Origin of the sequence: Bradyrhizobium sp. SZCCHNR1043, assembly GCF_032489675.1 — a bacterium.
Classification (GTDB): Bacteria; Pseudomonadota; Alphaproteobacteria; order Rhizobiales; family Xanthobacteraceae; genus Bradyrhizobium.
Genome location: NZ_JAUEYN010000021.1, coordinates 38,902 through 60,665, shown reverse-complemented (window position 1 = coordinate 60,665; position 21,764 = coordinate 38,902). Strand labels below are relative to the sequence as shown.

Genomic DNA, 21,764 nt, shown 5'->3' with positions numbered 1-21,764 from the left:
TTTGAGCGCGAGACTCAGACCAGCTTGCGAGCGCCAATCTTACTCTGCTGTACGCGATAGTTCGATGCTTCATCGACAAGCCTTTTGCTGGATACCATGGACAGTACAAAATCGGCGCTCCGAACCGCGCAAAGGAAGAAGATTCGTCTCGCAAAGCGGACCGGCGCGCTCCGCATCGTCAAATCCTGCGGCGGCTAGTCCCACCAGGGCAGAGACCATTCAAGGCCTCTAAGACCATGACAAAAACCGACAGCAACAATCGGCGCCGACTTGTCGAGTTCAAGGACGGCTGCCGCTATGGAAAATTCGGCAAAACGAAAGCCTATGAGTTGATCGCGCGGGAGCGGATTCGGGCCTACAAGATGGGAGGCAAGACACTCATCGATCTCGACAGCATCGATGAATATCATGCCTCGCTGCCACCGGTTGAATCACGGGCGATGATCTGAGCCGACTTTTGCACCGGCGAGGTCGCCCTCTCACGAAGCCGATCGAGCCGGTCGGCCCAATGCTGCATCAGGCGCACGCGTTCGCTCCAATACGCCGCCCGATTGTAGATGCCGCGGATCTTGTTCTTGTCACCCTTTGCAAGCTGGCGACGCACCACCTCGTCCCGGCGTCGTCTTTTCTTCTCATCCGTTTCGTGGGCAAGCTGAGCTTCCACCACGTCACCGTCGAAGACGCCTTCTTCATTGAGCAGGGTCGACGCGCTCGAACGAAAGCCATGCGCGCAATGGTCGCCACCGGGGCCGGTGTCATAGCCCATGATCCGCAACGCCTTGTTGATCGTGTTGTCCGACATCGGCACATCATCGTCATGCGAGAACAGATAGCGGCCGCGGCCGGTCAAGGGCCGCAGCTCGGCGAGCACGGCGAGGGCCTGTCGGGAGAGCGGCACCTCATGATCGTCCCGCATCTTCATTTTCGCAGCTGGGATGAGCCATATGTAATTCGCCTCGTCGAACTCGCTCCATTCCGCCAACCGTAGCTCTCCGGGCCGAACCATGGTCAAAGCGATCAGCTTGAGCGCGTAACGCACCAATCCTCCGTTCTTGGCGTCGTAGACCTCAATTCGTCGCATCAGATCGCCGACATCGTCCGGGTCGGTCAGCGCTGGGCGCGGGCTGCCTTTGGGCGCCCTGGTCAGGGCATGCTTCAAGTCGCGGGTGGGATCGCTGTCGCAATAGGCGGCACCGACGCCAAACTGGAACACGCGTGAGGCTGTCGATCGCAGCCGCCCAACGGTGTAGAACCGGCCCCGCGCCTCGACGCGGCGCAATGCTGTCAGCAACTCCGGCGGGGCAATCTCACAGAGAGGCCGGTCCCCGATCTCGCGATAGAGCCGATCGAGATTCCATCGCTCGCGCTTGATCGTCGCCTCGGCCTTGTTCTCCTTCTCGAGCTTCGTGGTTACCCACTCTTCTCCGACCGCCCGAAAGGTATGCCTGAGCTTTCCGTCTTCCCGTCGCTTGGCGTCACGCACGGCGACCGGGTCCTGCCCCTGGTCGAGCAGCTTTTCGGCGTCGTGGCGCTTGTCGCGCGCGGCCTTCAGCCCGACGCCGGGAAAGGTCCCAAACGACATGTTCTTGCGCCTACCGGCGTAGCGGTAGCGGTAGAGCCAGAGCTTGGTCCCATTGGGCCGGACCACGAGGCTGAGGCCCTGGCCGTCGGCAAGCGCGTATTCTTTTTCCGCTGGGGAGGCATTGCGGATCTTCGTGTCGCTAAGCTCATCCATGGGAAGGCCCCTCGCGATCGAGCTACGCTCCAGTGTACCCGGCCTTCCCAGTGTACCCACAGTGTACCCGAAAATGCCGGATGCTCCCGAACGGTCTCGAACCGTTTCGAGCGGTACTATAGCACGAAGAGGCTGATTTCAGGAGGGTTTTCGCCAATCGGCGAACGGTCGCGGACGAAAGAGAACGAGGCCGGAAGGGGGGATGGTGCCCAGGGGCGGAATCGAACCACCGACACTGCGATTTTCAGTCGCATGCTCTACCAACTGAGCTACCTGGGCAGGTCTCTTGCGGGCAAAAAAGCCCGGCGAGCCGGCGGGTTATAGTGGGACCGGACCGCGCTGTCTACCGCCCTGAGGGCAAGTTTTCACATTCCTTGTGCGGTTGCGCGGCGGCGCGGGACGCCCGTCCCGACCGGCCGGCCCCGCAGGGGCAAGATGATGAAAACACGGCGCTATTCGACGTCGTCCTCGTCGCCTTCGGCGGCCGGGATGACATAGGAGCCGCTGAGCCAGCGATGCAGGTCGACGTCGCGGCAGCGCGGCGAGCAGAACGGGCGGACGGCCTCGGCCGCGGGCCGGTTGCAGATCGGGCAGCGGCGGATGGGCTTGGCGGATTTCGAAGCGGGGGCGCTCCGGTGGGGCGATTCGTCTGACATCGGCGGCTATTTAATGGGCTGGACGCGCGGATGCACCCCCGCACGCGAATGGTCAGACGGCGACCGTGTTGAGCCAGCCGAAGCGGATCGGGAAACCCTCGCCGGCGAGCAGGGTCGTGGTCTCGTAGAGCGGCAGGCCGACGACGTTGGTGTAGGAGCCGACCATCTTGACCACGAACGAGCCGGCGATGCCCTGCACGGCATAGCCGCCGGCCTTCCCCCGCCATTCGCCGGAACCGATATAGGCCTGGATGTCGTCCTCGCTGAGCCGCTTGAAGCGGACGCGGGTCTCGACCAGGCGCTGGCGGAACGCCTCCTTCGGCGTCACCAGCGTGATCGCGGTGTAGACGCGGTGGTTGCGGCCCGACAGCAGCCGCAGGCACTGCGAGGCCTCGTCGACCAGATTGGCCTTCGGCAGAATGCGGCGGCCGACCGCGACCACCGTGTCGGCGGAGATGATGAACGACCCGCGCAGCTCGTCGTCGAGCTGGACGGATTTGAGCGCGGCATCGGCCTTGGCGCGGGCGAGGCGATTGGCGCAGGCGCGCGGCAGCTCGCCGCGCCTCGGCGTCTCGTCGACATCGGCCGGGCGCAGCGCGTCGGGCTCGATGCCGGCCTGGTTGAGCAGCGCCAGACGCCTGGGCGAACCGGATGCAAGAACGATTTTGGGACGGCCGAGCATGCTGATTTCGCTAGGGGATTCGGAAGCTGTGGGGCGGGCGCGCGGAACCTATCGGAAGGGCTGCCATTCCACAACCCGCGAGGCGTGCGACAAGGCCGAGACGGACCTGCTCTACGGCCTCAGTTTGAGCGGCGGACGACGTTGGTATTTCGGTTCGATGACACCAGCACGGGAACCGAGGCCGGTAACTCACAGCCCCGCCGGCCCGGGCTTGCCGAAACGCTTGCGAATCCGCGTGAACAGGCCGTCGCAGACTTCGCGATAGGCGGCGAGCTTCTGCTCGCGGTTGCCGTCGGCGCCGGTCGGATCGGGCGTCGGCCAATATTCGACGTCGGCGGCGATGGTACGGGTCAGCTCCAGCGCCTTGTGATGGGCCTCGGGAGACAGGGTGATGATGAGGTCGAAATTCAGCCCCTCCCAGTCCTCGAGCTCCTCGAAGGTCGTCGGCTTGTGCTGCGAGATGTCCTGGCCGAGCTCGGCCATCACCGACACTGCGAACGGGTCGAGCTCGCCCTTCTTGACGCCGGCGGAGCGGACATAGAGCGCCTGCGGATACATCTGGCGCAGCAGGCTCTCGGCCATCGGCGAGCGCACGCTGTTCTGGCCGCAGGCGAACAGCACCGCCTGCGGCTGGCGCGCGCGCGGCGGCACCTCGGCCATGCGCCTAGGCGCCCTCGGCCGCGAAGGTGGCCGGGCCCGGCAGCAGGCGATGACGCAGCGCGGACGGCATCACTGGCCCTCGCCCTTCCAGTGCAGCACGGTGATCAGGGTGAACAGCCGGCGCGAAGTCTCGAAATCGACCCGCACCTTGCCCTTCAGCCGCTCCTGCAGGGTGCGCGAGCCCTCGTCATGGATGCCGCGGCGGCCCATGTCGATGGCCTCGATCTTGTCGGGCGTCGCGGTGCGGATCGCCTGGTAGTAGCTGTCGCAGATCATGAAATAGTCCTTCACGATCCGTCGGAACGGCGACAGCGACAACAGATGCGTCACGACAGGCGTGCCGTCCTCGCGGCGGATGTCGAACATCAGCCGGTTGGCGGTGATGCCGAGATGCAGGGTGAACGGACCGGCGCCGTCGGCACCTTCGGGCGCGAACAGATTCTCCTCGACGAGGTCGTAGATCGCAATCGCCCGCTCATGCTCGATGTCCGGACCGGAGCGGCCGATCGACTCCTCGTCGAGCGTCACCGCCACGATGCGATTGGTCCGGTCGTCGCCTGGCGGGTGCTGGGTCATGGCAGGTTGAGGCGTATTCCCACGGAGCGTGAATGGGCGTCGAGACCCTCGGCCTTGCCCAGAGTCATCGCCGCTGGCCCCAGCGCGCGCAACTGCTCGGGGCCGCATTTCAACAGCGACGTGCGCTTCATGAAGTCGAGCACGCCGAGGCCCGAGGAGAACCGCGCCGAGCGCGCGGTCGGCAGCACGTGATTGGAGCCGCCGACATAGTCGCCGATCGCCTCCGGCGTGTGCGCACCGAGGAAGATGGCGCCGGCATTGCGGACCTTGGCCGCGAACGCGTCGGGATCGGCCGTCATGATCTCCAGGTGCTCGGCGGCGATGGCGTCCGCCAGCGGCACCGCCTGGTCGAGATGCTCGACCTCGATGATGGCGCCGAAATCGGCCCACGACGCGCCGGCGATCGACGCGCGCGGCAACGTCTTGAGCTGGCCTTCGACGGCGCGGGCGACATCATCGGCGAGGCGGCGGCTATCGGTGATCAGGATCGACTGCGCGCTGGCGTCGTGCTCGGCCTGCGCGAGCAGATCGGCGGCGATCCAGTCGGCATTGCCGCTGTCGTCGGCGATGACCAGCACCTCGGAGGGGCCGGCGATCATGTCGATGCCGACCTTGCCGAACACCAGCCGCTTGGCGGCGGCGACATAGGCATTGCCGGGGCCGACGATCTTGGCGACGGGAGCGATCGTCGCGGTGCCATGCGCCAGCGCCGCCACGGCCTGGGCGCCGCCGACGCGGTAGATCTCGGAGACGCCGCCGAGATGGGCGGCGGCCAAGACCAGCGGATTGAGCCTGCCGTCCGGCGCCGGCACCACCATCACGAGGCGCGCGACGCCTGCGACCTTGGCCGGAATGGCGTTCATCAGCACCGAGGACGGATAGGCCGCAGTGCCACCCGGCACATAGAGCCCTGCCGATTCGATCGCGCTCCAACGCCAGCCGAGCTCGACGCCGGCTTCATCGGTGAAGCGCTGGTCCTGCGGCAGCTGCTTGAGATGAAAGGCTTCGATGCGGTCGCGGGCGAATTTCAGCGCGTCCAACGTGGCCGTATCGCAGGCCTTGAAGGCGGCCTCGATCTCGGCAGGCTTGACGCGCAACGAGGAGGCGTCGAGCTCCAGCCGGTCGAACTTGCGCGTTGCCTCGAGCAGCGCCGCATCGCCGCGCCGGGCGACGTCGTCGACGATGGCGCGCGCGGCGGCTTCGACGTCGGCGGAGGTCTCGCGCTTGGCGGCGAGAAACTGCCGAAACTGAGTGTCGAAATCGGTGCTGGCGCGGGACAGGCGAATGGGCATCTCTGGCACTTTCCGAAGGGGTGGCTGCCCCCGACCCCCTGCTCAATGGCGCGGCAGCGCGGGGCCGTCAACCCTTTGAACAGGCGCCTACCGGGTCAGCGGCGGACCGCCATCGATATCGCTGGTGCCGAGATCGTCCTCGCCAAGATCGGTCAGCTCGCATTCCAGACATTCGACATCGAGCCGCAATGCGCCGCCATGGGAGAACAGCAGCAGCGCGCTGCCGGCGGGCGGCTCGGCGCCGGCATGGAATTCGATGCCGATCAGCTCCAGCACAGTATCGGGCGCATCGACCTCGATCCGCCGCGACTTGCAGGCCAGCACCCGGTCGAACCGCAACGCCGCGAGCAGCCGGCGCGGCTCGCTCTCGCCATGCAGCGCCTGGTCCCAGTCGAGCCGGTTCATGCCGATCACAAGCCGCTTCTCGGCCTGGCGCCAGATGATGTCGGCCGCCTGCACCCGCGCATCCTGCACATGGGCCGAGATCACGGCGAGATCGTCGGCATCGAGCGCGATCAGTTTGAGCCGGTCGGTCACGGTCTCATCCTCTTGGCAGCGCCCTCACTCGCGGATGCGCTCGATCGTGGCGCCGCAGGCCTTCAGCTTGTCCTCCAGCCGCTCGAAGCCGCGATCGAGATGATAGACGCGATTGATCATGGTTTCGCCTTCCGCGGCAAGCCCGGCAATCACCAGCGACACCGAGGCGCGCAGATCGGTCGCCATCACAGGCGCGCCACGCAAGCTCGAGGTGCCCTCGATCCGAGCGGTCTCGCCATCGAGACTGATCCGCGCGCCGAACCGCGCGAGTTCCTGCACATGCATGAAACGGTTCTCGAAGATGGTCTCGGTGATCGCCGAGGCGCCCTGCGCGCAGACCATCAGCGCCATCAGCTGGGCCTGCAGGTCGGTCGGAAAGCCGGGGAACGGCGCGGTCGTCACCTGCACCGGGCGGATGCCGTGGCCGTTTCTGACGACGCGGATGCCCTCGGCGTCGCTCGTGATCTCGGCGCCCGCCTCGATCAGCACGTCGAGCGCGGACTGCAACAGCTCCGGCCGCGCGCCGGCGAGCCGGACATCGCCGCCGGTCATCGCCGCGGCGATCGCATAGGTGCCGGCCTCGATGCGGTCGGGCAGCACGGTGTGACGCGCGCCGTGCAGAGAAACGACGCCCTCGATCTCGATGCGTGGCGTGCCGGCGCCGGTGATGCGCGCGCCCATCTTGTTGAGGCAGTCCGCGAGATCGGTGATCTCCGGCTCGCAGGCGGCGTTGGTGATGACGGTCGTGCCCTTGGCGAGGCTCGCGGCCATGACCGCGACATGGGTGCCGCCGACGGTGACCTTGGGGAAATCGATCGTGCCGCCGCGCAGGCCGCCCGGCGCCTTGGCGACCACGTAGCCGGCGTCGATGTCGATATTGGCGCCGAGCTTTTCCAGCGCCATGATCAGGAGATCGACCGGACGGGTGCCGATCGCGCAGCCGCCGGGCAGGGACACCCGCGCCTCGTGCATGCGCGCCAGCAGCGGCGCGATCACCCAGAAGCTGGCGCGCATCCGCGACACCAGCTCATACGGCGCCGTGGTGTCGATGATGTTGGCCGCCGAGATCTGCAGCGTCTGGCCCTGGTACTGGCCATCGCCGGGACGCTTGCCGACCGACATGATGTCCACGCCGTGATTGCCGAGAATGCGCTGAAGCTGCGCGACGTCGGCAAGGCGCGGGACGTTGTCCAGGATCAGCGTCTCCGGCGTCAAAAGACCCGCGATCATCAGCGGCAGGGCGGCGTTCTTCGCGCCCGAAATCGGGATGGTGCCGCGAAGCGGGTTGCCGCCGACGATGCGAATGCGATCCATGCTGGTCCTGTGGGGCTGGCCGGGAAATTGGGCTAAGGTCGGCGCAACAGGACCGACATTACGGCGATTTGATGGGTTCGCAACGGCAGGTCGCATCGCCGGGGAATTCATCCCCTGACGGTGCGGCCCGCCGCGGCGGGAACGCGCGAATCAGACCGGCGGGACCAGCGCATCGGCCAGAAACCCGTGCAGCGCGGCGACGACCTGGGCGCCCTCGCCGATGGCGCCGCCGACGCGCTTGACCGAGCCGGAGCGGACGTCGCCGACCGCATAGACGCCGGGCACCGAGGTCTCCAGCGGCGACACCATCCGCCCGGCATTCTGCTCCGACTGCGCGCCGGTGACGACGAAGCCGGCGCGGTCGAGCGTGATGCCGCAGCCGTCGAGCCAGCCGGTGGCGGGATCGGCGCCGACGAACAGAAAGAGATTGCTGATGTCAGCGGGCGTCTCTTCGCCGGACAGCCGGCTCTTCAGGGTGATGCGTTCGAGGCCCGTGTCGGCCCCGCCATCGAGCGCGACGACCTCGGTATTGAACAACAGCTCGATGTTCGGCGTCGCCTCGATGCGCTCGATGAGATAGCGCGACATCGACGCGGCAAGCCCGCCGCCGCGGATGATCATCCGCACCTTCTTGACGTGCCCCGACAGAAACACCGCGGCCTGGCCGGCGGAGTTGCCGCCGCCGACCAGCGCAACCTCCTGTCCCGCGCACAGCCGCGCCTCGATCGGCGAGGCCCAGTACCACACGCCGCGGCCCTCGAACTCCTTGAGCCGGGCAAGGTCAGGCCGGCGATAGCGCGCGCCGCTGGCGACCACCACCGAGCGCGCCCGCACCTCGTCGCCGCCCTCGAGCGCCAGCACGAAGGCGCCGGCCTTGCGCTCGCAGTCGAGCGCATTGACCGACACCGGGATCATGATCTCGGCGCCGAACTTCTGCGCCTGGTTGAAGGCGCGCGCGGTCAGCGCGAGACCGGTGATGCCGGTCGGGAAGCCGAAATAGTTCTCGATGCGGGCGCTGGCGCCGGCCTGGCCGCCGAACGCACGCGAATCCAGCACCGCCACCGACAGACCTTCGGAGGCGCCATACACCGCGGTGGCCAGGCCCGCTGGCCCGCAGCCGACGACCGCGACATCGTAGATCTTCTCGCCGCGCGGACCACCGATCATGCCGACGGCACGCGCCAGCTCGGTCTCGCTGGGATTGCGCAGCACGCTGCCGTCGGACACCACCACCAGCGGCAGCTCGGCCGGCGTCGGCGAATAGCGCGCGATCAGATCGGCCGCGTCGTGATCATCAGCGGGATCGAGCAGATGGTGCGGAAAGCCGTTGCGAGTAAGAAAGCTCTGCAGCCGCGCGATCGCAGCCGATTGCGGCGGGCCGATCATGACCGGGCCGCCGGCGCCGCCCTGGATCAGGTTGACCCGGCGCAGGATCAGCGCCCGCATGATGCGCTCGCCGAGCTCGGCCTCGGCGATCAGCAGCGCGCGCAGCCGTTCGGGACGAATCAGGATGACCTCGACGTCGCCCTCGGCATGGCCGTCGACCAGCGCGACGCGGCCGGAGAGCTGGGCGATCTCGGCCAAAAACTGCCCTGGCCCCTGGTCGATCACCGGCGTGACGTGACCGAGGCCGTCACGCTGGGTGATCGCGACATGGCCTTTGAGAATCACGAACATGCCGGGGCCGGGCTTGCCGGTCTCGAACAGCAGCTCGCCGTCGCGATAGGTCTGGATCTCGCCGAAGCCGCGCAGACGCGCGATCTCCTGGGGCGTCAGCTCTGGAAAGGTCTGCTCAAAGCGGGGCAGCGTCTTCGCCAGCTCCGCCCGCTGTGCCCCTGCCTCCACCGTCATCCCTTCATCCGCTGCCATCACGCCCACCCCGCTTGCAATCTGCTCAACGCTTCGAATCGTCCGGACCGCCGGCAGCGGCCTCGTCCGAGCCGCCCTCCTCGGCCGTCACCGCCTGGCTGCGCTCGCGGCTCTGCGCCTTGCGCCGCTTCAGGTTCTCGCGCAGCGCCTGCTTCAGCCGCTCCTCGCGCGCGCCCTTCGGCGCCGCCTTCCCGGTCTTATCCGTCATCCCCTTCCCCCGGTCACCCGATACCAGAGGCACAATTGGGGCCCCAGATGCGAAAGCCAAGAGGCGTTGGCGACGCAGACGCTAGGTTCCGCCCGACCGGCCGTCGCCTGCCCGGATGGGGAGTTGCCGGCGCGACCCGGGCATTGGGGACGCCAAGGGCGGCCAACCGCGAGAATCCACCGTGAACGGGTGATTTCGGTCCGATTTCGGAGGTCTTTCGCTCCCTTTCGATGCATCACGCTGACGTCTTTCCCCGAAAACCGGACGAGCCGCGCTTGCGCAGGCGGGGACCTTGTGGCAAGAACCGCCCGCGTTCGGTCGCGGCCTTCGGGCCGGTCCCGCCAGTCCCTTTGCTGCCGTAGCTCAGTGGTAGAGCACTCCCTTGGTAAGGGAGAGGTCGACAGTTCAATCCTGTCCGGCAGCACCAGGGCATTCTTCCCCAAACATGATCTTTGGCGACGCCTCGGGACCGCAGGCCACGCACAGATGCGCGTCATCGGCCTCGCGGCGCAATTTGCGTCCGAGCTCTGCTGCAGCACCGCCCTCTCCGGAAATCGAGGGCGCAGGGAAGGCCGGGCGCTGGCCGCGCCCGTGGCCCGCCTGCGGAAAAAAATGCAGGCGGCAGGTACCACAGGTCTGGCCGAACACACCCGGCCCTCCCTGCGCAATGGGCTTACGATTTATACGCGCTCTCCCTGGGGACCGGGCTTGTTTGTCCCCATCACCCGCGATGCACTGACGCACATCAGCGAGCTTGACCTCAGCATCGGGAGGCCAGGACCACGCGACTTCACCGTCCGTATCGAAGTTGTTCGTCCGCTCGCGAATGCGCGCTGCAACTCCGACCCGGCCACCGCATCCCACACCCAACGCTCGTGACGACTCGCGAACGCCCCTCTTTCGATGAGCACGGGACGGCCGGAAATGTGCAGGTGATTTGCCCGACGACACAAGGGGAATTGTTGCGGCAAACTAGCACGACGGGCAGTTTGGGCATGGCCGGCATGCGGGAGCTTTGTTGTTTGGTGCAGCGTCACCGTAATCCCGCTCGCCCGAGCTTGAGGTGGCCATGCTCCCGTAAACTCGACGCACATCAGCATGCCTCTCAAGCTGATCTGACCTTAAGGTCGCTATCGCGGTCGACGCCAACCTCAGGAGCTTGACAAGAGCTAGGCGCTGGCGGCGTCGGCGTTTCGCCTCCAGTTTCGAGCGAATCGTGCGCAGACGTTTCGGCTTCATCGGGAGCTGAATTATCAGTAGATGCCTCACCCTTGCTCGACGATGAGTTGGTTGCTCGAAAACGACGCAGCTCTTCTTCATCGGCGGCGGCAAGCATTCGTTCTCTTTCCTCTATTTCTTTGCGAGCATCAGCCAAGTCCTTCTTGGCAAGATCACCTCCGCCAATTATGCCGCCCAAAATGCCGAGCATAAGAAAACCGACGCCGATGGAGTTCACCGCATTGTCCGAGAGAGCAAATAGGTACTTTGAACCAAATGCTATTCCGGCGCCGATAATCCCGATCATCGGGGTCGTAATCATTATTGCGAAGGCGACATTACCAAAAGCAATATCGAAAGATCTTTTAAAGCCGACCCCTTTACTGAGATATGCTTCATTGATTTGCGCGTCGACGTGACGCTGTAACGGAAGAAAGTTCGCCTTTGCTTCCCGAGCTAGTTTCAGAAGTTCGAGATCACGCTTCAGGCGATCAACGGATCGCGGCATTAGCTTATAGGCCAACCCCACCACGGCTGAGGCGACGCCGGTCAAGACAGAGAAAGTTTGAAGGTCAAAGTTCATAATCCCCTCCTTTGCCCACAGGAATCCTGCGAGCATCTATCGGCCCACCGGGGGACGATGGACGGAATCAGCAGTGAATTGATCATCACTTGTTTCGTCCGATGGACATAGCCGAACAAAAAAATTTGGAAAACTTTTGAGACGATAGCGAGAGTTGTGGCGGCCGAAATTTCCCCCGGTGGGCTACCCTGTTCGCTTTAACTTTGGACGGGCCTACGTGAGCCCCAGCCGATTGGATCCGCTCTGCATAGGCATCATGTAGGCCGCCGCTCGTGCGGGAGGCGATCGCCAATCTGCAACAGCCCCGAGCGAGCGCTCATATGGGTACGCTCCAGCGAGCAGACCCACAAAAGCAAAAGAACCTCGGCGCGGCGCTGCCTAGGGCGGCGTCATTCATGACACGCCTCCTTGTCACAGCTCAGCCCGGTGGCGTTCGCACGCCGAAGCTCGTGCTCGGCTTCGTGGCCGAGCCAGAGAGGGAGATGACGCGGCTCGTCACCGAGACGCGCGTCTACTGTCCCGGCCGCACATCCTTCTTCATGCTCCCGCCGTACTGGCTCGTGATCCGGCCGGTGAGCGGCCTCATCCGCCGGCGTATGCTCGGCGCCATCAGGCGGATGACGGAAAGACGGAGGATGGATCGGGGCACAGCCGGGATTTGAGCCGACTTGTTGACTCCTATATTCCATCATGGAGCTTACCGACCGCAGGGAGCGAGAGATGGTGAGTCCGGAGCTGGCGGCACGATGGACGGCGGTCAGAGCCTCGCTCGGGCGGGCACAGACAGCGCTGCCAGCGCCTCCGCTCCGGCACGTGCAGGCCTGCGCCAAGCTGTACGAGGACTTCGCCGAATATCTCGAGCACAATGAGCTCGCGCTTGCGCTCGACGCACTCATGGAGCTCGGCCGCCTCACCACGCCGCCCGGCGGATTCTGGCGCGACCTGGAGCGCGCCGCCGAAATCATGAACCTCGACGATCGGATTCTGGCCTTGCGAGAGGCGTTCCGTGCGGCACCGATGTCGCAGGACGACGCGTCGTCCGGCGGTCCATAGCTCGATCACACCCGGGGAATCGCGACCCTGCACGTCGCTTGCGGGCTTCGCGGCCGCACAGCGGAGGGACATCGGGGCACGAGCCCCGATGCTGACATGCGCGGATTGTCTTCTGCAATGGCCCGCGGGCCCAATGGGCGGCGGGCTGATCGCGGAAGCCCGGCCGGCTAGCCAATCGACGCCTGTGCAGGTGATCGATCGGCCTCGACGGAGCCGCCGCAGCCTCTGATGGGTTACGCCGCCCGCACCGAATCGAGGAAGCGGCTGACCTCGTCGCGGAGGCGGCTGCTCTGGCCGGAGAGCGACTTCGCGGCGGACAACACCTGCGACGAGGCCGAGCCGGTGTCGTCGGCGCCCTGCCGGACGCTGGCGATGTTGGCCGACACCTGCTGGGTGCCGTGCGCCGCCTGCTGGACGTTGCGGGAGATCTCGCGCGTCGCCGAGCTCTGCTCCTCGACGGCCGAGGCGATGGCCGAGGCGATCTCCGACATCCGGGCGATGGTTTCGCCGATCTCCTTGATCGAGCCGACCGACTCCTGGGTCGCCGCCTGGATGCCGCCGATCTGCTGGCCGATCTCGCCGGTCGCCTTGGCGGTCTGCTCGGCCAGCGCCTTCACCTCCGAGGCGACCACCGCGAAGCCGCGTCCGGCCTCGCCGGCGCGGGCGGCCTCGATGGTGGCGTTGAGCGCGAGCAGGTTGGTCTGGCCTGCGATCGCGTTGATCAGCTCGACGACGTCGCCGATCCGCGCCGCCGCCTTGGCGAGCTCCGCGACGTTGTCGTTGGTCTTGCGCGCCTGCGCCAGCGCCTCGTTGGCGATGCGCGCGGAGTCCTGCACCTGGCGGCTGATCTCGGTGACCGACGAGCTCATCTCCTCGGCGGCCGCGGCGACCGAATGCACGTTGGTCGAGGCTTCCTCGGAGGCCGATGCGACCACGGTGGCGAGCTCCAGCGAGCGACCCGCCGTCGTCGTCAGCGATGAGGCCGAGCGTTCCAGATCGGCCGACGCCGACGACACGACGCCGACGACCTCGCCGATCGCCATCTCGAACTCGCGGGTGAAGCGCTCGACGCGCTGGCCGCGCTCGATCTTGGCCTGCGCGTCGGCTGCGGCCGCCTGCTCGGCGCGCTTCTTCTCGAGCAGCGCCTCCTTGAACGTCTGCAGCGAGCCGGCCATCGCGGCGATCTCGTCGTCGCGATTGATCGTCGGAATCGTCACGTCGTCATTGCCGGCCGCCATCTGGCCGATCAGGCCGGTCAGGTTCACGATCGGGTTGATCACGCGGCGGCGCAGCAGCATGGTGACGAACACGAGAATGCCGGCGAGGGCAACGACCACCGCCGTCGCCAGCGCGAGCATCAGATAGGCTGCATCGCGCGCCGCGACGGCGCGGTCGCGCGCCTCGGCGATCGCGGCGTCGCGCACGACGAAGAACTTCTGCACGGCCGGGACGACCGCATCGGCCAGGGTGTCAGCGGTGAGTGCGTAGTTGAGATCGCCGAGCCCGGCGGCGATGTCCTTGTCGACGATCGGAACGGCGCGTCCGAAATAGGCCTCCCGGGCGTCCTTGAAGGCCGTGAGCAGGCGCTCCGGATTGCCGAGCTGGTCGATGCCGGCCTCCAGGCGCTCGCGGTCGACCTCGGTGCGGCCCTGGGCGCGATCCATCGCCGCCTTCTCGGCCGGAGCCACGGCGCGGCGGGCGCTGAGCGCCGGCGACAGCGCGGCGGCACGACCGCCGGCGGTCACGCGCAGGTCTTGCGCCGTGCGGGCCACGTCGAGCAGCGTCGTCAGCGACGCGTCGGCATTGGCGATGCGGTTCTGCAGACGGTTCAGAATCGGCTCGATCGCAAGAGCCACCTGGGTGACCCCGGGGAGAAAGCTCTTGATCGCAGCCGGGTCGCGCGCGCTCAGCGGCGCGGTCAGCGTGGGGTCCACCTTGGCAAGAATCTCGGACAGCTTGGACGACGCCTGGTCCAGGCTGCGGGTGATCGCCTCGCTGTCGGACACGCTCGTCAACTGTGCGCGCGCTTTCGCGAAGGACGCCTCGGACGACTGCCTGATCTTGCGCACGCCTTCGAGCTGCGCGGGGGTTGCGGGACCTTCCTGGAAGATCGGCGTGATGTAGGGCGCGCGGTGACCCACGACATCCTGCGCGAACAGCAGCACCGCGCCGAAGGCCTCGACGGTCTTGATCGCTTCGGCCTTGTCGCTGACCGCCTTCACCTGCTCGATCACGACTTGTGCAGCAGGGAGGACGGCCAAAGCCGTCACGGAAAGCATCGAAATTGCAAAAAGTCGGCCGATTTTCATCATTGCCCCCGGATTACGCGGGCCCACGCTAGGTTCCTTATGATTAAGGTTGTGCTTAAATCGAATCCCGTATTTCAACGGGGGCTGGCCCCAGCGCATGTGCACCAGGCCATCTGAGCGGGGCTGCTGTTCGAGCCGCGAGCGGACCGAGCGCCCGGCCCGCCCCGCCTACAAATCAAAATTCGTCGGCAGCATCACGACGTCGCGGATGGTCATGCCGCGCGGACGGGTCAGCATGAACAGCACGACGTCGGCGACTTCGCCCGGCTCCAGCAGGCTGCCGGACTCGCGCGCCTCCTTCAGCTTCTCGGCCGGCCAGTCCGCGATCAGCGCGGTCACCACCGGACCCGGCGAGATCGCGCCGACGCGGATGCCGTGCTTGAACACCTGGCGGCGCACCGTCTGCACGAAGCAGTCGATCGCCCATTTCGACGACGCATAGACCGGCTCCCACGGCGTCGGGTAATGCGCCGCGAGCGAGCTGGTGACGATGATGTCGCCCGTCCCGCGCGCGATCATGTGCGGGAGAGCGTCGCGCACATTCTTCATCACGACGTTGACGTTGAGGTTCAGCATGCGGTCGATCGCGTCGGTCCTGGCGTCGACGAGATCGCCGCCGAGATAGCTGCCGGCATTGGCGTGGAGGATGTCGAGCCGGCCGGCCGCATCGAGGACGCGCGGCAGCAGGGTGGCGCAATCCGTGGGATCGAGCAGGTCGATGACCACGGGGATCACGGCGTCGCCGTGCCGCGCGCGCAGGCTCGCCAGCGCCGCGGCGTCGCGATCGATCATGACGACGCGCGCGCCGGCCGCCAGCATCGCTGCGCTGCTGGCCAGCCCGATGCCCGACGCCGCGCCGGTGACCGCCGCCACCTTGCCTTCCAGTTCCCTGCCCATCATCTCCTCCTTGTCCGGCCAGACTACAGCAAATCGCGCAGCGCTACCGTACCGCGTTTGGACCCATCGCAATCCCTGCGCGTTGCATCCCGACCGCATCACCCGTGAAGAGCCCGATGGAGACGATCGAAGCCTATCTCGCCCGCAAGCATCAGGAGCTGCAGCTCCTGAACGGCTGCCTGCGGAGACCGCATGCGCTGCCGGCGCCGCGCGCCGTGATGGAGGTCATCCGGCGCAAGTTTCAGCTCACGGCCGCGCTGAAGGCGGAGCACGCGCTGGGCGACTGGAGCGCGACGGAGACGGCCTGGGCGGATGCCGCCGATCATCGCGCCGGCCCGTTCGCCTTCAGCTACGACTATCAGCGCGCCGATCTCGACGTGCGCGGGCCGTCGTTCTATGCGGCGGGCGAGAGCCGTCATGACACGATCTACACCATCTCCGGCATGGCGGCGATCGCGGCGCTGCTGCTGGCGACGCGGCCCGTTCTCGGCAGCACGGCGGACCTGCTGATGCTGCCGGGCTCCTATGGCGAGACCCAGGAGCTGGTCGCGGCGCACGCGCGGCATCTGCGCCCGATGACGCTGGCCCGCGACCTTGCCGACGCGCTGGCGCAGCCCTCGCCGGCGCCGCAGCTGCTGCTGATCGATTCCAGCGCGACCGCGCCGCGCTTCGAAGCCGCACTGAGTTGCGACCGCCCGGCGATCGATCTCCTGATCTTCGACACCACCTGCTTTGCCAATGGCTCCGGCCGCATTCGCCGCGTGCTGGCCTGGGCGCGGCGCTGGGACGTGCCGGTCGTGATGGTGCGCAGCCACACCAAGCTCGACTCGCTCGGCGCCGAGTACGGCCGGCTTGGCTCGGTCGCTTTCAGCTATTGGACCAATGCCGGCTCTGCAAGCCGCGTTGCGCTTCAGACGCTGCCGGACGAGACGCGCAACGCCGTCAGGCTGCTCGGCGGCGCCGCGCTGCCGGCGCATTTCCCGCCTTATGTCGGCCTGCCCGCCTATCGCGAGCTGACCGCGCGCCGCGTCGCCGCCATCCTGCGCAACAGCCGGCGCGCGCGGCGCCAATTCGCAACGACGCTTCCCGAACTGACCGCGGAGCTCGACTTCGCGCACGGCCTCTACGTCACGCTGGCGGGCCGCGCGCCTCTGGACGAGGCCACCGCGCGGCAAGCCGCAACCGCCATGAGTGATGATCTGCGGCGCGCCGGGCTGCCGATCCGCCACGCCGGCAGCTTCGGCTTCGATTTCGCTGCGACGGAATGGTTTCACGACGCCACCACGGATCGCTACAGCGTGCGCGTCGCCGTGCCCGACCTGCCGACCGCGATCTGGGACGAACTGACGGACGCCATCGCCGCGTGGTGGTTCGCGCATCAGGGGCGATCCGCGGCGGCGTGACCGCTGCACCATGGCACGCGCCTTGCCGCCTCAACGGCAAACCTATCATGCCGCAAGGGGGGTCCAATGAGCAGCTCGGATTTCGATGTCACACGCCGCCACGTCGTGCTCGGCGCCACCGCACTCAGTGCACTGGCACCGCGCATCGCTTTGGCGCAGGGATTCGGGGCAACGCCTCGCGCCGCTCGCAAGTGACCGGACCCGCTTCGGGAGGAGGGACCAACGGTCCGTCAACTCACAGCCACCCGCGCCGCCTGAACTGCCAATACAGCACGCTGCAGACAGTGGCGATGAAGCCGAGCACCGCGTAGTAGCCGTATTGCCATTTCAGCTCCGGCATGTGCTCGAAGTTCATGCCGTAGATGCCGGCGACCGCGGTCGGCACCGCAAGGATCGCGGCCCAGGCCGTGAGCCGACGGGCGATGTCGGTCTGCTGCGCCTGGCCGGCCATCATGCTGGCCTCGAACACGAAGGCGAGGATCTCGCGCAGGGAATCCGCATCCTCCTCGGCGCGCTTGGCGTGGTCGAGGACGTCGCGAAACAGCGGCGCCATCTCGGCATCGATCGCGACGTTGTCGACGTGCTCGAGCCGCTTGCAGACGTCGACCACCGGGCCGACGGCGCGGCGCAGCCGCAGCAGGTCGCGCCGCAGGCGATACAGAAGGTCGACCTCGTGGCGCGCGAGCGGCCGCTGCAGCACGACCTCCTCCAGCGTCTCGACCTCCGCCATGATGCTCTCGGTCACCGGGCGGTAGTTGTCGACGATGAAATCGAGGATCGCATAGAGGATGTAGTCCTCGCCCTTGGCGAGCGAGCCGGGACAGCTCTCGCAGCGCTCGCGCACCGCGCCATAGGAGGTCGAGGCGCCGTGGCGCACCGAGACGACGAAGCCGGGGCCGACGAAGACGTGGGTCTCGCCGAACACGATGTGCTCCTTGACGAGCTGCGCGGTGCGGGCGACCACGAACAGCGCATCGCCGTAGCGTTCGACCTTGGGCTGCTGATGCGCCTTCGACGCATCCTCGATCGCGAGCTCGTGCAGTCCGAACTGCTCGGCCACGCGCTGCAGCAGCGCAGCATCAGGCTCATGCAGCCCGATCCACACCACATGGCCCGGCCGCCTGCTCCAGGCGCCGGCCTCCTCGATGGCGATGTCGGCGACGCGGCGGCCATCGGCATAGACGCTGGCCGCGACCACGCCGGGCTCGCGCGACGCGCCGCGCGTGGGCACGGCCGGCGCATCGGCCGCTGTCTGCATCGTGACGGGACGCATGGCTGAATCTCCGCTTTCCGGGCCGACTTTCGACGCGAGGAGTCGCCGGGTCAAGCGTCGCATCAGGTCACGCCGGTCGGGCCGTCGAGCAACTGCCTGACGCGGCGGACCAGATCGGTGCGGCGGTACGGCTTGTTGATGATCTCGAACTCGCCGATGTTGGCATCGGCGCGCTCGACCGCAGCATCGGAATAGCCGGTGGTGAGCAGCACGTTCAATTTCGGCTGGCGCCTGCGCGCCTCACGCGCCAGCACGGTGCCGTTCATGCCGCCGGGCATCACGAGATCGGTGAACAGCAAATCGAAGCGGGCCTCCGAATCCAGCAGCTCGAGCGCGGCATGCGCATTGGCGGCGACCTCGATGCGATAGCCGAAATCCTCCAGGATCGAGCGCGCGAGCTCGGCCACGTCCGGACGATCCTCGACGATCAGAATGCGCTCGCTGCCCGACCGCTCCATCGCCATCTGCGTCCGGATCGAGGGCGCGGCGATCGCCTGCTCGGTCGCCGGAAACAGCAGCTGCACGGTCGTGCCGAGCCCGACCTCGCTGTAGATATAGGTGCTGCCGCCGGACTGCCGCGTGAAGCCGTAGACCATCGCGAGGCCGAGCCCGGTGCCCTTGCCCTCCTCCTTGGTGGTGAAGAACGGCTCGGCGACCCGCGCGAGAACATGGTGCGGAATGCCGACGCCGTCGTCGGACACTTTCAGCGCGACATAGCGCCCGCCCTTGGGCACGCCGAACTGCACGATGTCCTCCTCCGCGATCTCCTTGTTCTCGGTGCGGATGGTCAACGTGCCGCCGTGCGGCATCGCATCGCGCGCGTTGACGAACAGATTGAGCAGCGCGACCTCCGCCTGGGTCTGGTCGACGCGGCTGTTCCACAGGCCCGGCTGCGCCTTGACGACGATGCGCACGCTGTCGCCGAGCGTGTGGCGCGCCATCTGCACCATGGTCTCGATCATGTTGTTGAGGTTGATCGGCCGGCTGTCGAGCCGCTGCTTGCGCGCGAACGACAATAGCTGCTGCGTCAAGGTCGCGGCCCGGTTGGCGGCCGTGCGGATGTTCTCGACGGCGCGGCGGTGCCGCGGGGCCAGTTCGGCGACGGCGCCCTGCAGCGTCTCGGTGTAGCCGATGATGACCTGCAGGATGTTGTTGAAGTCGTGCGCAATGCCGCCGGTGAGCTGGCCGATCGCCTCCATCTTCTGCGACTGCACCAGCGCGCTCTCGGCGTCGCGGCGGCGCGACACGTCGAGCTGCGAGCCGAAATAATACACCAGCTCGCCGTCGCGGTTGTAGACCGGGCTGACGAACAGCGCATTCCAGAACGAAGCACCATTCTTGCGATAATTGAGGATCTCCACCGCGATGTCCTGGCGGTTGGCGATCGCCGTGCGGATCGCTGCAATGGTGTCGCGGTCGGTGTCCGGCCCCTGCAGGAAACGGCAATTGGTGCCGACGATCTCGGAGATCTCGTAGCCGGTCATTTCCAGGAACGCCCGGTTGGCGAACAGAATGGGATTGTCGTTCTGGCGCGGATCGGTGACGATCATCGGCATCCGTGTGGTCTCGACGGCCGCGAAGAAGATGTCGTGGCGCTCCGACGACAGATCGGATGCATCGCCGCTGTCGACGACCGCGCGATCGCGCTGCGGCTTGTGTTCCAACATGCTTCCTTGCTCCGCCTTCTCTCTCCATGACATGCAGGGTCGCGCCGGCACCGGCGTGAGTTGCGCAACGCGCCCCTTCGATATGCCGAAGGATCGGATCGGGTTCCCGCAGGCATGCCTGCACGCGGGACGGCGGACACAGGGCTCACGAAAATGCGAGGAGGCGGCGGGGGAACAAATCCGGCGGATATGGAAATGCCCGCGCCGCATCATCGTCGGCGCATTGCGCGCGCGACGAGGATGTTGCGCGTCCGCCGACGGAGCGCGGCCTACATCACCGGGCAGAGCATCCGGGTCGACGGCGGGCTGACGCGCAGCGTGCGATGCGCTGCATCGTGGTCAGAACATCTCGAAATATTCGCGCTGCTCCCAGTCCGACACCTCGGCCTGGAAGCGCTCGAGCTCGGCGGTCTTGAGGAAGGTGTAGTAGTCGATGAAGGTGGCACCGAAGGCTTCGCGGAAGAACGCGTCCTGCTTCAGCGCATCGACCGCTTCGCCCAAGGATTTCGGCAGGAGATCTGCCTTTGTCTCGTAGGGAACGTCAGCGGACGGGCCGGGATCGATCTTGCGGTCGATGCCGTCGAGGCCGGCTGCGATCTGCGATGCCATGTAGAGGTAGGGATTGGCGGCGGGCTCGCCGATGCGGTTCTCCAGGCGGGTGGCGCGATCGCCGGGGCCGCCGAGCACGCGGATCATGACGCCTCTGTTGTCGCGGCCCCAGATGGCGCGGTCCGGTGCCAGCGAATAGGCGCGGTAGCGCCGGTAGCCGTTGATCGTCGGCGTCGAAAACAGCGCGGAGGCGCGCGCATGCGCGAGCAGGCCTGCCATGTAGTGACGGCCGAGCGTGGACAGACCTTCGGCGTCCTCCGTCATGAACGCGTTGCTGCCGTCGCGCGCCACCAGCGACTGGTGCAGATGCCAGCCCGACGACATCACGTTGGGGATGCGCGGCCGGCACATGAAGGTGGCGTGATAGCCGTTTCGCTGCGCGATCTGCTTCACGGCGCTGCGGAACAGCACCATCGTATCTGCAGGCGCCAGCCCGATGCCCGGCTGCAGCACGAATTCGCACTGGCTCGGCCCGTATTCGAGCTCGATCGAGCGCAACGGCAGGCCGAGCGCGACGAGGTTCGCCCGGATGATCTCGAGCGCCGGCTCCATCTGATCGAAGCGCTGCTCGGTGAGATACTGATAGCCTTGCGTCAGCAGGCTGACCGTCGGCGGCACGCCGGGCTGGCCGGGCGAGCCGGCATCACCGGGCGCGAGCCTGGGATCCTCGACCTTGAAGATGTGGCACTCGACCTCGAGGCCGGCCTTGAACTGATAGCCACGCTGGTCGAGCGTCGCCAATGCCGACCGATAGAGATTGCGCGTGGCGAACGGCACCGGCGCGCCATTCGCGAAGTACAGATCACACAGCACCCAGCCGGTGCCGGGTGCCCAGGGCAGCACGTGAAAGGTGGTGGGATCGGCGACCATCAGTGCATCGCTGCCGCCCTGCATCTCGGCCATGCCGAAGCCGCCGCCGGCGGTGAACACCGGAAACACGGTGCGATGCGAGGTATCCTTGGCAAGCAGGGTCGTCGTGATCGAGCAGCCGTCCTCGAGCGAGGACAGCGCCGCATCGACGGTGAGCGTCTTGCCGCGCAGGATGCCGTGCTGGTCCGGGAACGAGAAGCGGATGGTGGTGAGGCCGTGCTCCTCGGCGAGGCGGCGCATGCGCGCTGCGGCCTCGGCCTGCTCGACGGTCCACAGCTGATGCTTGTCGACGAAACTCAACGATGGCTCCTCGAATCGTAGGACGGGCAAAGGCGCGTTCGCGGCGCTACCTC

Annotated in this window: 21 protein-coding genes and 2 tRNA genes; 6 read left to right on the top strand and 17 right to left on the bottom strand. The window is 66.8% G+C overall.

Going from position 1 to position 21,764, the window contains the following annotated elements:
* Positions 1-236 precede the first annotated feature (236 nt).
* The gene (locus QX039_RS30760) at positions 237-449 is read left to right on the top strand and encodes a helix-turn-helix domain-containing protein (protein ID WP_315773793.1); all 213 of its coding nucleotides are present in this window, start codon (positions 237-239) and stop codon (positions 447-449) included.
* On the opposite strand, the gene QX039_RS30755 is transcribed toward QX039_RS30760, so the two are convergent.
* From QX039_RS30755 to QX039_RS30705, 11 genes are all read right to left on the bottom strand, one after another.
* Positions 407-1,735: a tyrosine-type recombinase/integrase gene (locus QX039_RS30755; RefSeq protein ID WP_315773791.1), complete on the bottom strand. Its 1,329-nt coding sequence runs from the start codon at positions 1,733-1,735 to the stop codon at positions 407-409. The genes QX039_RS30760 and QX039_RS30755 overlap by 43 nt on opposite strands.
* Positions 1,736-1,938: 203 nt before the next feature.
* A tRNA-Phe gene (locus QX039_RS30750) sits at positions 1,939-2,014 on the bottom strand.
* 173 nt (positions 2,015-2,187) lie between these two features.
* Entirely contained in the window at positions 2,188-2,391 is a 204-nt protein-coding gene (yacG, locus tag QX039_RS30745) for a DNA gyrase inhibitor YacG (protein ID WP_315773789.1), read from the bottom strand.
* A gap of 52 nt (positions 2,392-2,443) precedes the next feature.
* Positions 2,444-3,073: a Maf-like protein gene (locus QX039_RS30740; RefSeq protein WP_315773787.1), complete on the bottom strand. Its 630-nt coding sequence runs from the start codon at positions 3,071-3,073 to the stop codon at positions 2,444-2,446.
* A gap of 189 nt (positions 3,074-3,262) precedes the next feature.
* Positions 3,263-3,733, bottom strand: a complete 471-nt coding sequence (locus QX039_RS30735; RefSeq protein ID WP_315735995.1) for an arsenate reductase ArsC — start codon at positions 3,731-3,733, stop codon at positions 3,263-3,265.
* Between the two features lie 69 nt (positions 3,734-3,802).
* Positions 3,803-4,309 carry a UPF0262 family protein gene (locus QX039_RS30730; RefSeq protein ID WP_015663966.1) on the bottom strand — a complete coding sequence of 169 codons (507 nt, stop codon included), beginning with the start codon at positions 4,307-4,309 and terminating at the stop codon, positions 3,803-3,805.
* The gene (gene hisD / locus QX039_RS30725; RefSeq protein ID WP_315773785.1) at positions 4,306-5,601 is read right to left on the bottom strand and encodes a histidinol dehydrogenase; all 1,296 of its coding nucleotides are present in this window, start codon (positions 5,599-5,601) and stop codon (positions 4,306-4,308) included. Before hisD ends, QX039_RS30730 begins: the two co-directional genes overlap by 4 nt.
* Positions 5,602-5,688: 87 nt before the next feature.
* Positions 5,689-6,138: a DUF2948 family protein gene (locus QX039_RS30720; RefSeq protein WP_315735991.1), complete on the bottom strand. Its 450-nt coding sequence runs from the start codon at positions 6,136-6,138 to the stop codon at positions 5,689-5,691.
* A 24-nt stretch (positions 6,139-6,162) separates the two neighbouring features.
* Positions 6,163-7,452 carry a UDP-N-acetylglucosamine 1-carboxyvinyltransferase gene (murA, locus tag QX039_RS30715; protein WP_315773784.1) on the bottom strand — a complete coding sequence of 430 codons (1,290 nt, stop codon included), beginning with the start codon at positions 7,450-7,452 and terminating at the stop codon, positions 6,163-6,165.
* A gap of 150 nt (positions 7,453-7,602) precedes the next feature.
* The gene (locus tag QX039_RS30710; protein WP_409998915.1) at positions 7,603-9,321 is read right to left on the bottom strand and encodes an FAD-dependent oxidoreductase; all 1,719 of its coding nucleotides are present in this window, start codon (positions 9,319-9,321) and stop codon (positions 7,603-7,605) included.
* 25 nt (positions 9,322-9,346) lie between these two features.
* On the bottom strand, positions 9,347-9,529 hold the full coding sequence (locus QX039_RS30705; RefSeq protein WP_315773782.1) for a hypothetical protein: 183 nt from the start codon (positions 9,527-9,529) through the stop codon (positions 9,347-9,349).
* Positions 9,530-9,881: 352 nt separating this feature from the next.
* On the opposite strand from QX039_RS30705, the gene QX039_RS30700 reads away from it, so the two are divergent.
* Together QX039_RS30700 and QX039_RS30695 are read left to right on the top strand one after the other, a co-directional pair.
* Positions 9,882-9,956 (top strand) — tRNA-Thr (locus tag QX039_RS30700).
* A gap of 59 nt (positions 9,957-10,015) precedes the next feature.
* On the top strand, positions 10,016-10,408 hold the full coding sequence (locus tag QX039_RS30695) for a hypothetical protein (RefSeq protein WP_315773781.1): 393 nt from the start codon (positions 10,016-10,018) through the stop codon (positions 10,406-10,408).
* 226 nt (positions 10,409-10,634) lie between these two features.
* On the opposite strand, the gene QX039_RS30690 is transcribed toward QX039_RS30695, so the two are convergent.
* Positions 10,635-11,330 (bottom strand): hypothetical protein, encoded by a 696-nt coding sequence (locus QX039_RS30690; protein WP_315773780.1) that lies wholly within the window; start codon positions 11,328-11,330, stop codon positions 10,635-10,637.
* 320 nt (positions 11,331-11,650) lie between these two features.
* Here QX039_RS30690 and QX039_RS30685 point away from each other — a divergent pair, with 320 nt between their 5' ends.
* The gene (locus tag QX039_RS30685; protein ID WP_315773779.1) at positions 11,651-11,992 is read left to right on the top strand and encodes a hypothetical protein; all 342 of its coding nucleotides are present in this window, start codon (positions 11,651-11,653) and stop codon (positions 11,990-11,992) included.
* A 58-nt stretch (positions 11,993-12,050) separates the two neighbouring features.
* Positions 12,051-12,383 (top strand): hypothetical protein, encoded by a 333-nt coding sequence (locus QX039_RS30680; protein ID WP_315773778.1) that lies wholly within the window; start codon positions 12,051-12,053, stop codon positions 12,381-12,383.
* A 233-nt stretch (positions 12,384-12,616) separates the two neighbouring features.
* On the opposite strand, the gene QX039_RS30675 is transcribed toward QX039_RS30680, so the two are convergent.
* Entirely contained in the window at positions 12,617-14,692 is a 2,076-nt protein-coding gene (locus QX039_RS30675; RefSeq protein ID WP_315773777.1) for a HAMP domain-containing methyl-accepting chemotaxis protein, read from the bottom strand.
* A gap of 168 nt (positions 14,693-14,860) precedes the next feature.
* Positions 14,861-15,589, bottom strand: a complete 729-nt coding sequence (locus tag QX039_RS30670; protein ID WP_315773776.1) for an SDR family oxidoreductase — start codon at positions 15,587-15,589, stop codon at positions 14,861-14,863.
* A 116-nt stretch (positions 15,590-15,705) separates the two neighbouring features.
* On the opposite strand from QX039_RS30670, the gene QX039_RS30665 reads away from it, so the two are divergent.
* A complete protein-coding gene (locus QX039_RS30665; RefSeq protein WP_315773775.1) occupies positions 15,706-16,992 on the top strand; it encodes a hypothetical protein in 1,287 nt (428 codons plus the stop codon).
* 235 nt (positions 16,993-17,227) lie between these two features.
* On the opposite strand, the gene QX039_RS30660 is transcribed toward QX039_RS30665, so the two are convergent.
* From QX039_RS30660 to QX039_RS30650, 3 genes are all read right to left on the bottom strand, one after another.
* A complete protein-coding gene (locus tag QX039_RS30660; protein WP_315773774.1) occupies positions 17,228-18,265 on the bottom strand; it encodes a magnesium and cobalt transport protein CorA in 1,038 nt (345 codons plus the stop codon).
* 62 nt (positions 18,266-18,327) lie between these two features.
* On the bottom strand, positions 18,328-19,932 hold the full coding sequence (locus QX039_RS30655; protein WP_315773773.1) for a hybrid sensor histidine kinase/response regulator: 1,605 nt from the start codon (positions 19,930-19,932) through the stop codon (positions 18,328-18,330).
* A gap of 339 nt (positions 19,933-20,271) precedes the next feature.
* Complete coding sequence (locus QX039_RS30650; protein WP_315735967.1) at positions 20,272-21,711, bottom strand: glutamine synthetase family protein; 1,440 nt, start codon at positions 21,709-21,711, stop codon at positions 20,272-20,274.
* Positions 21,712-21,764: the final 53 nt, after the last annotated feature.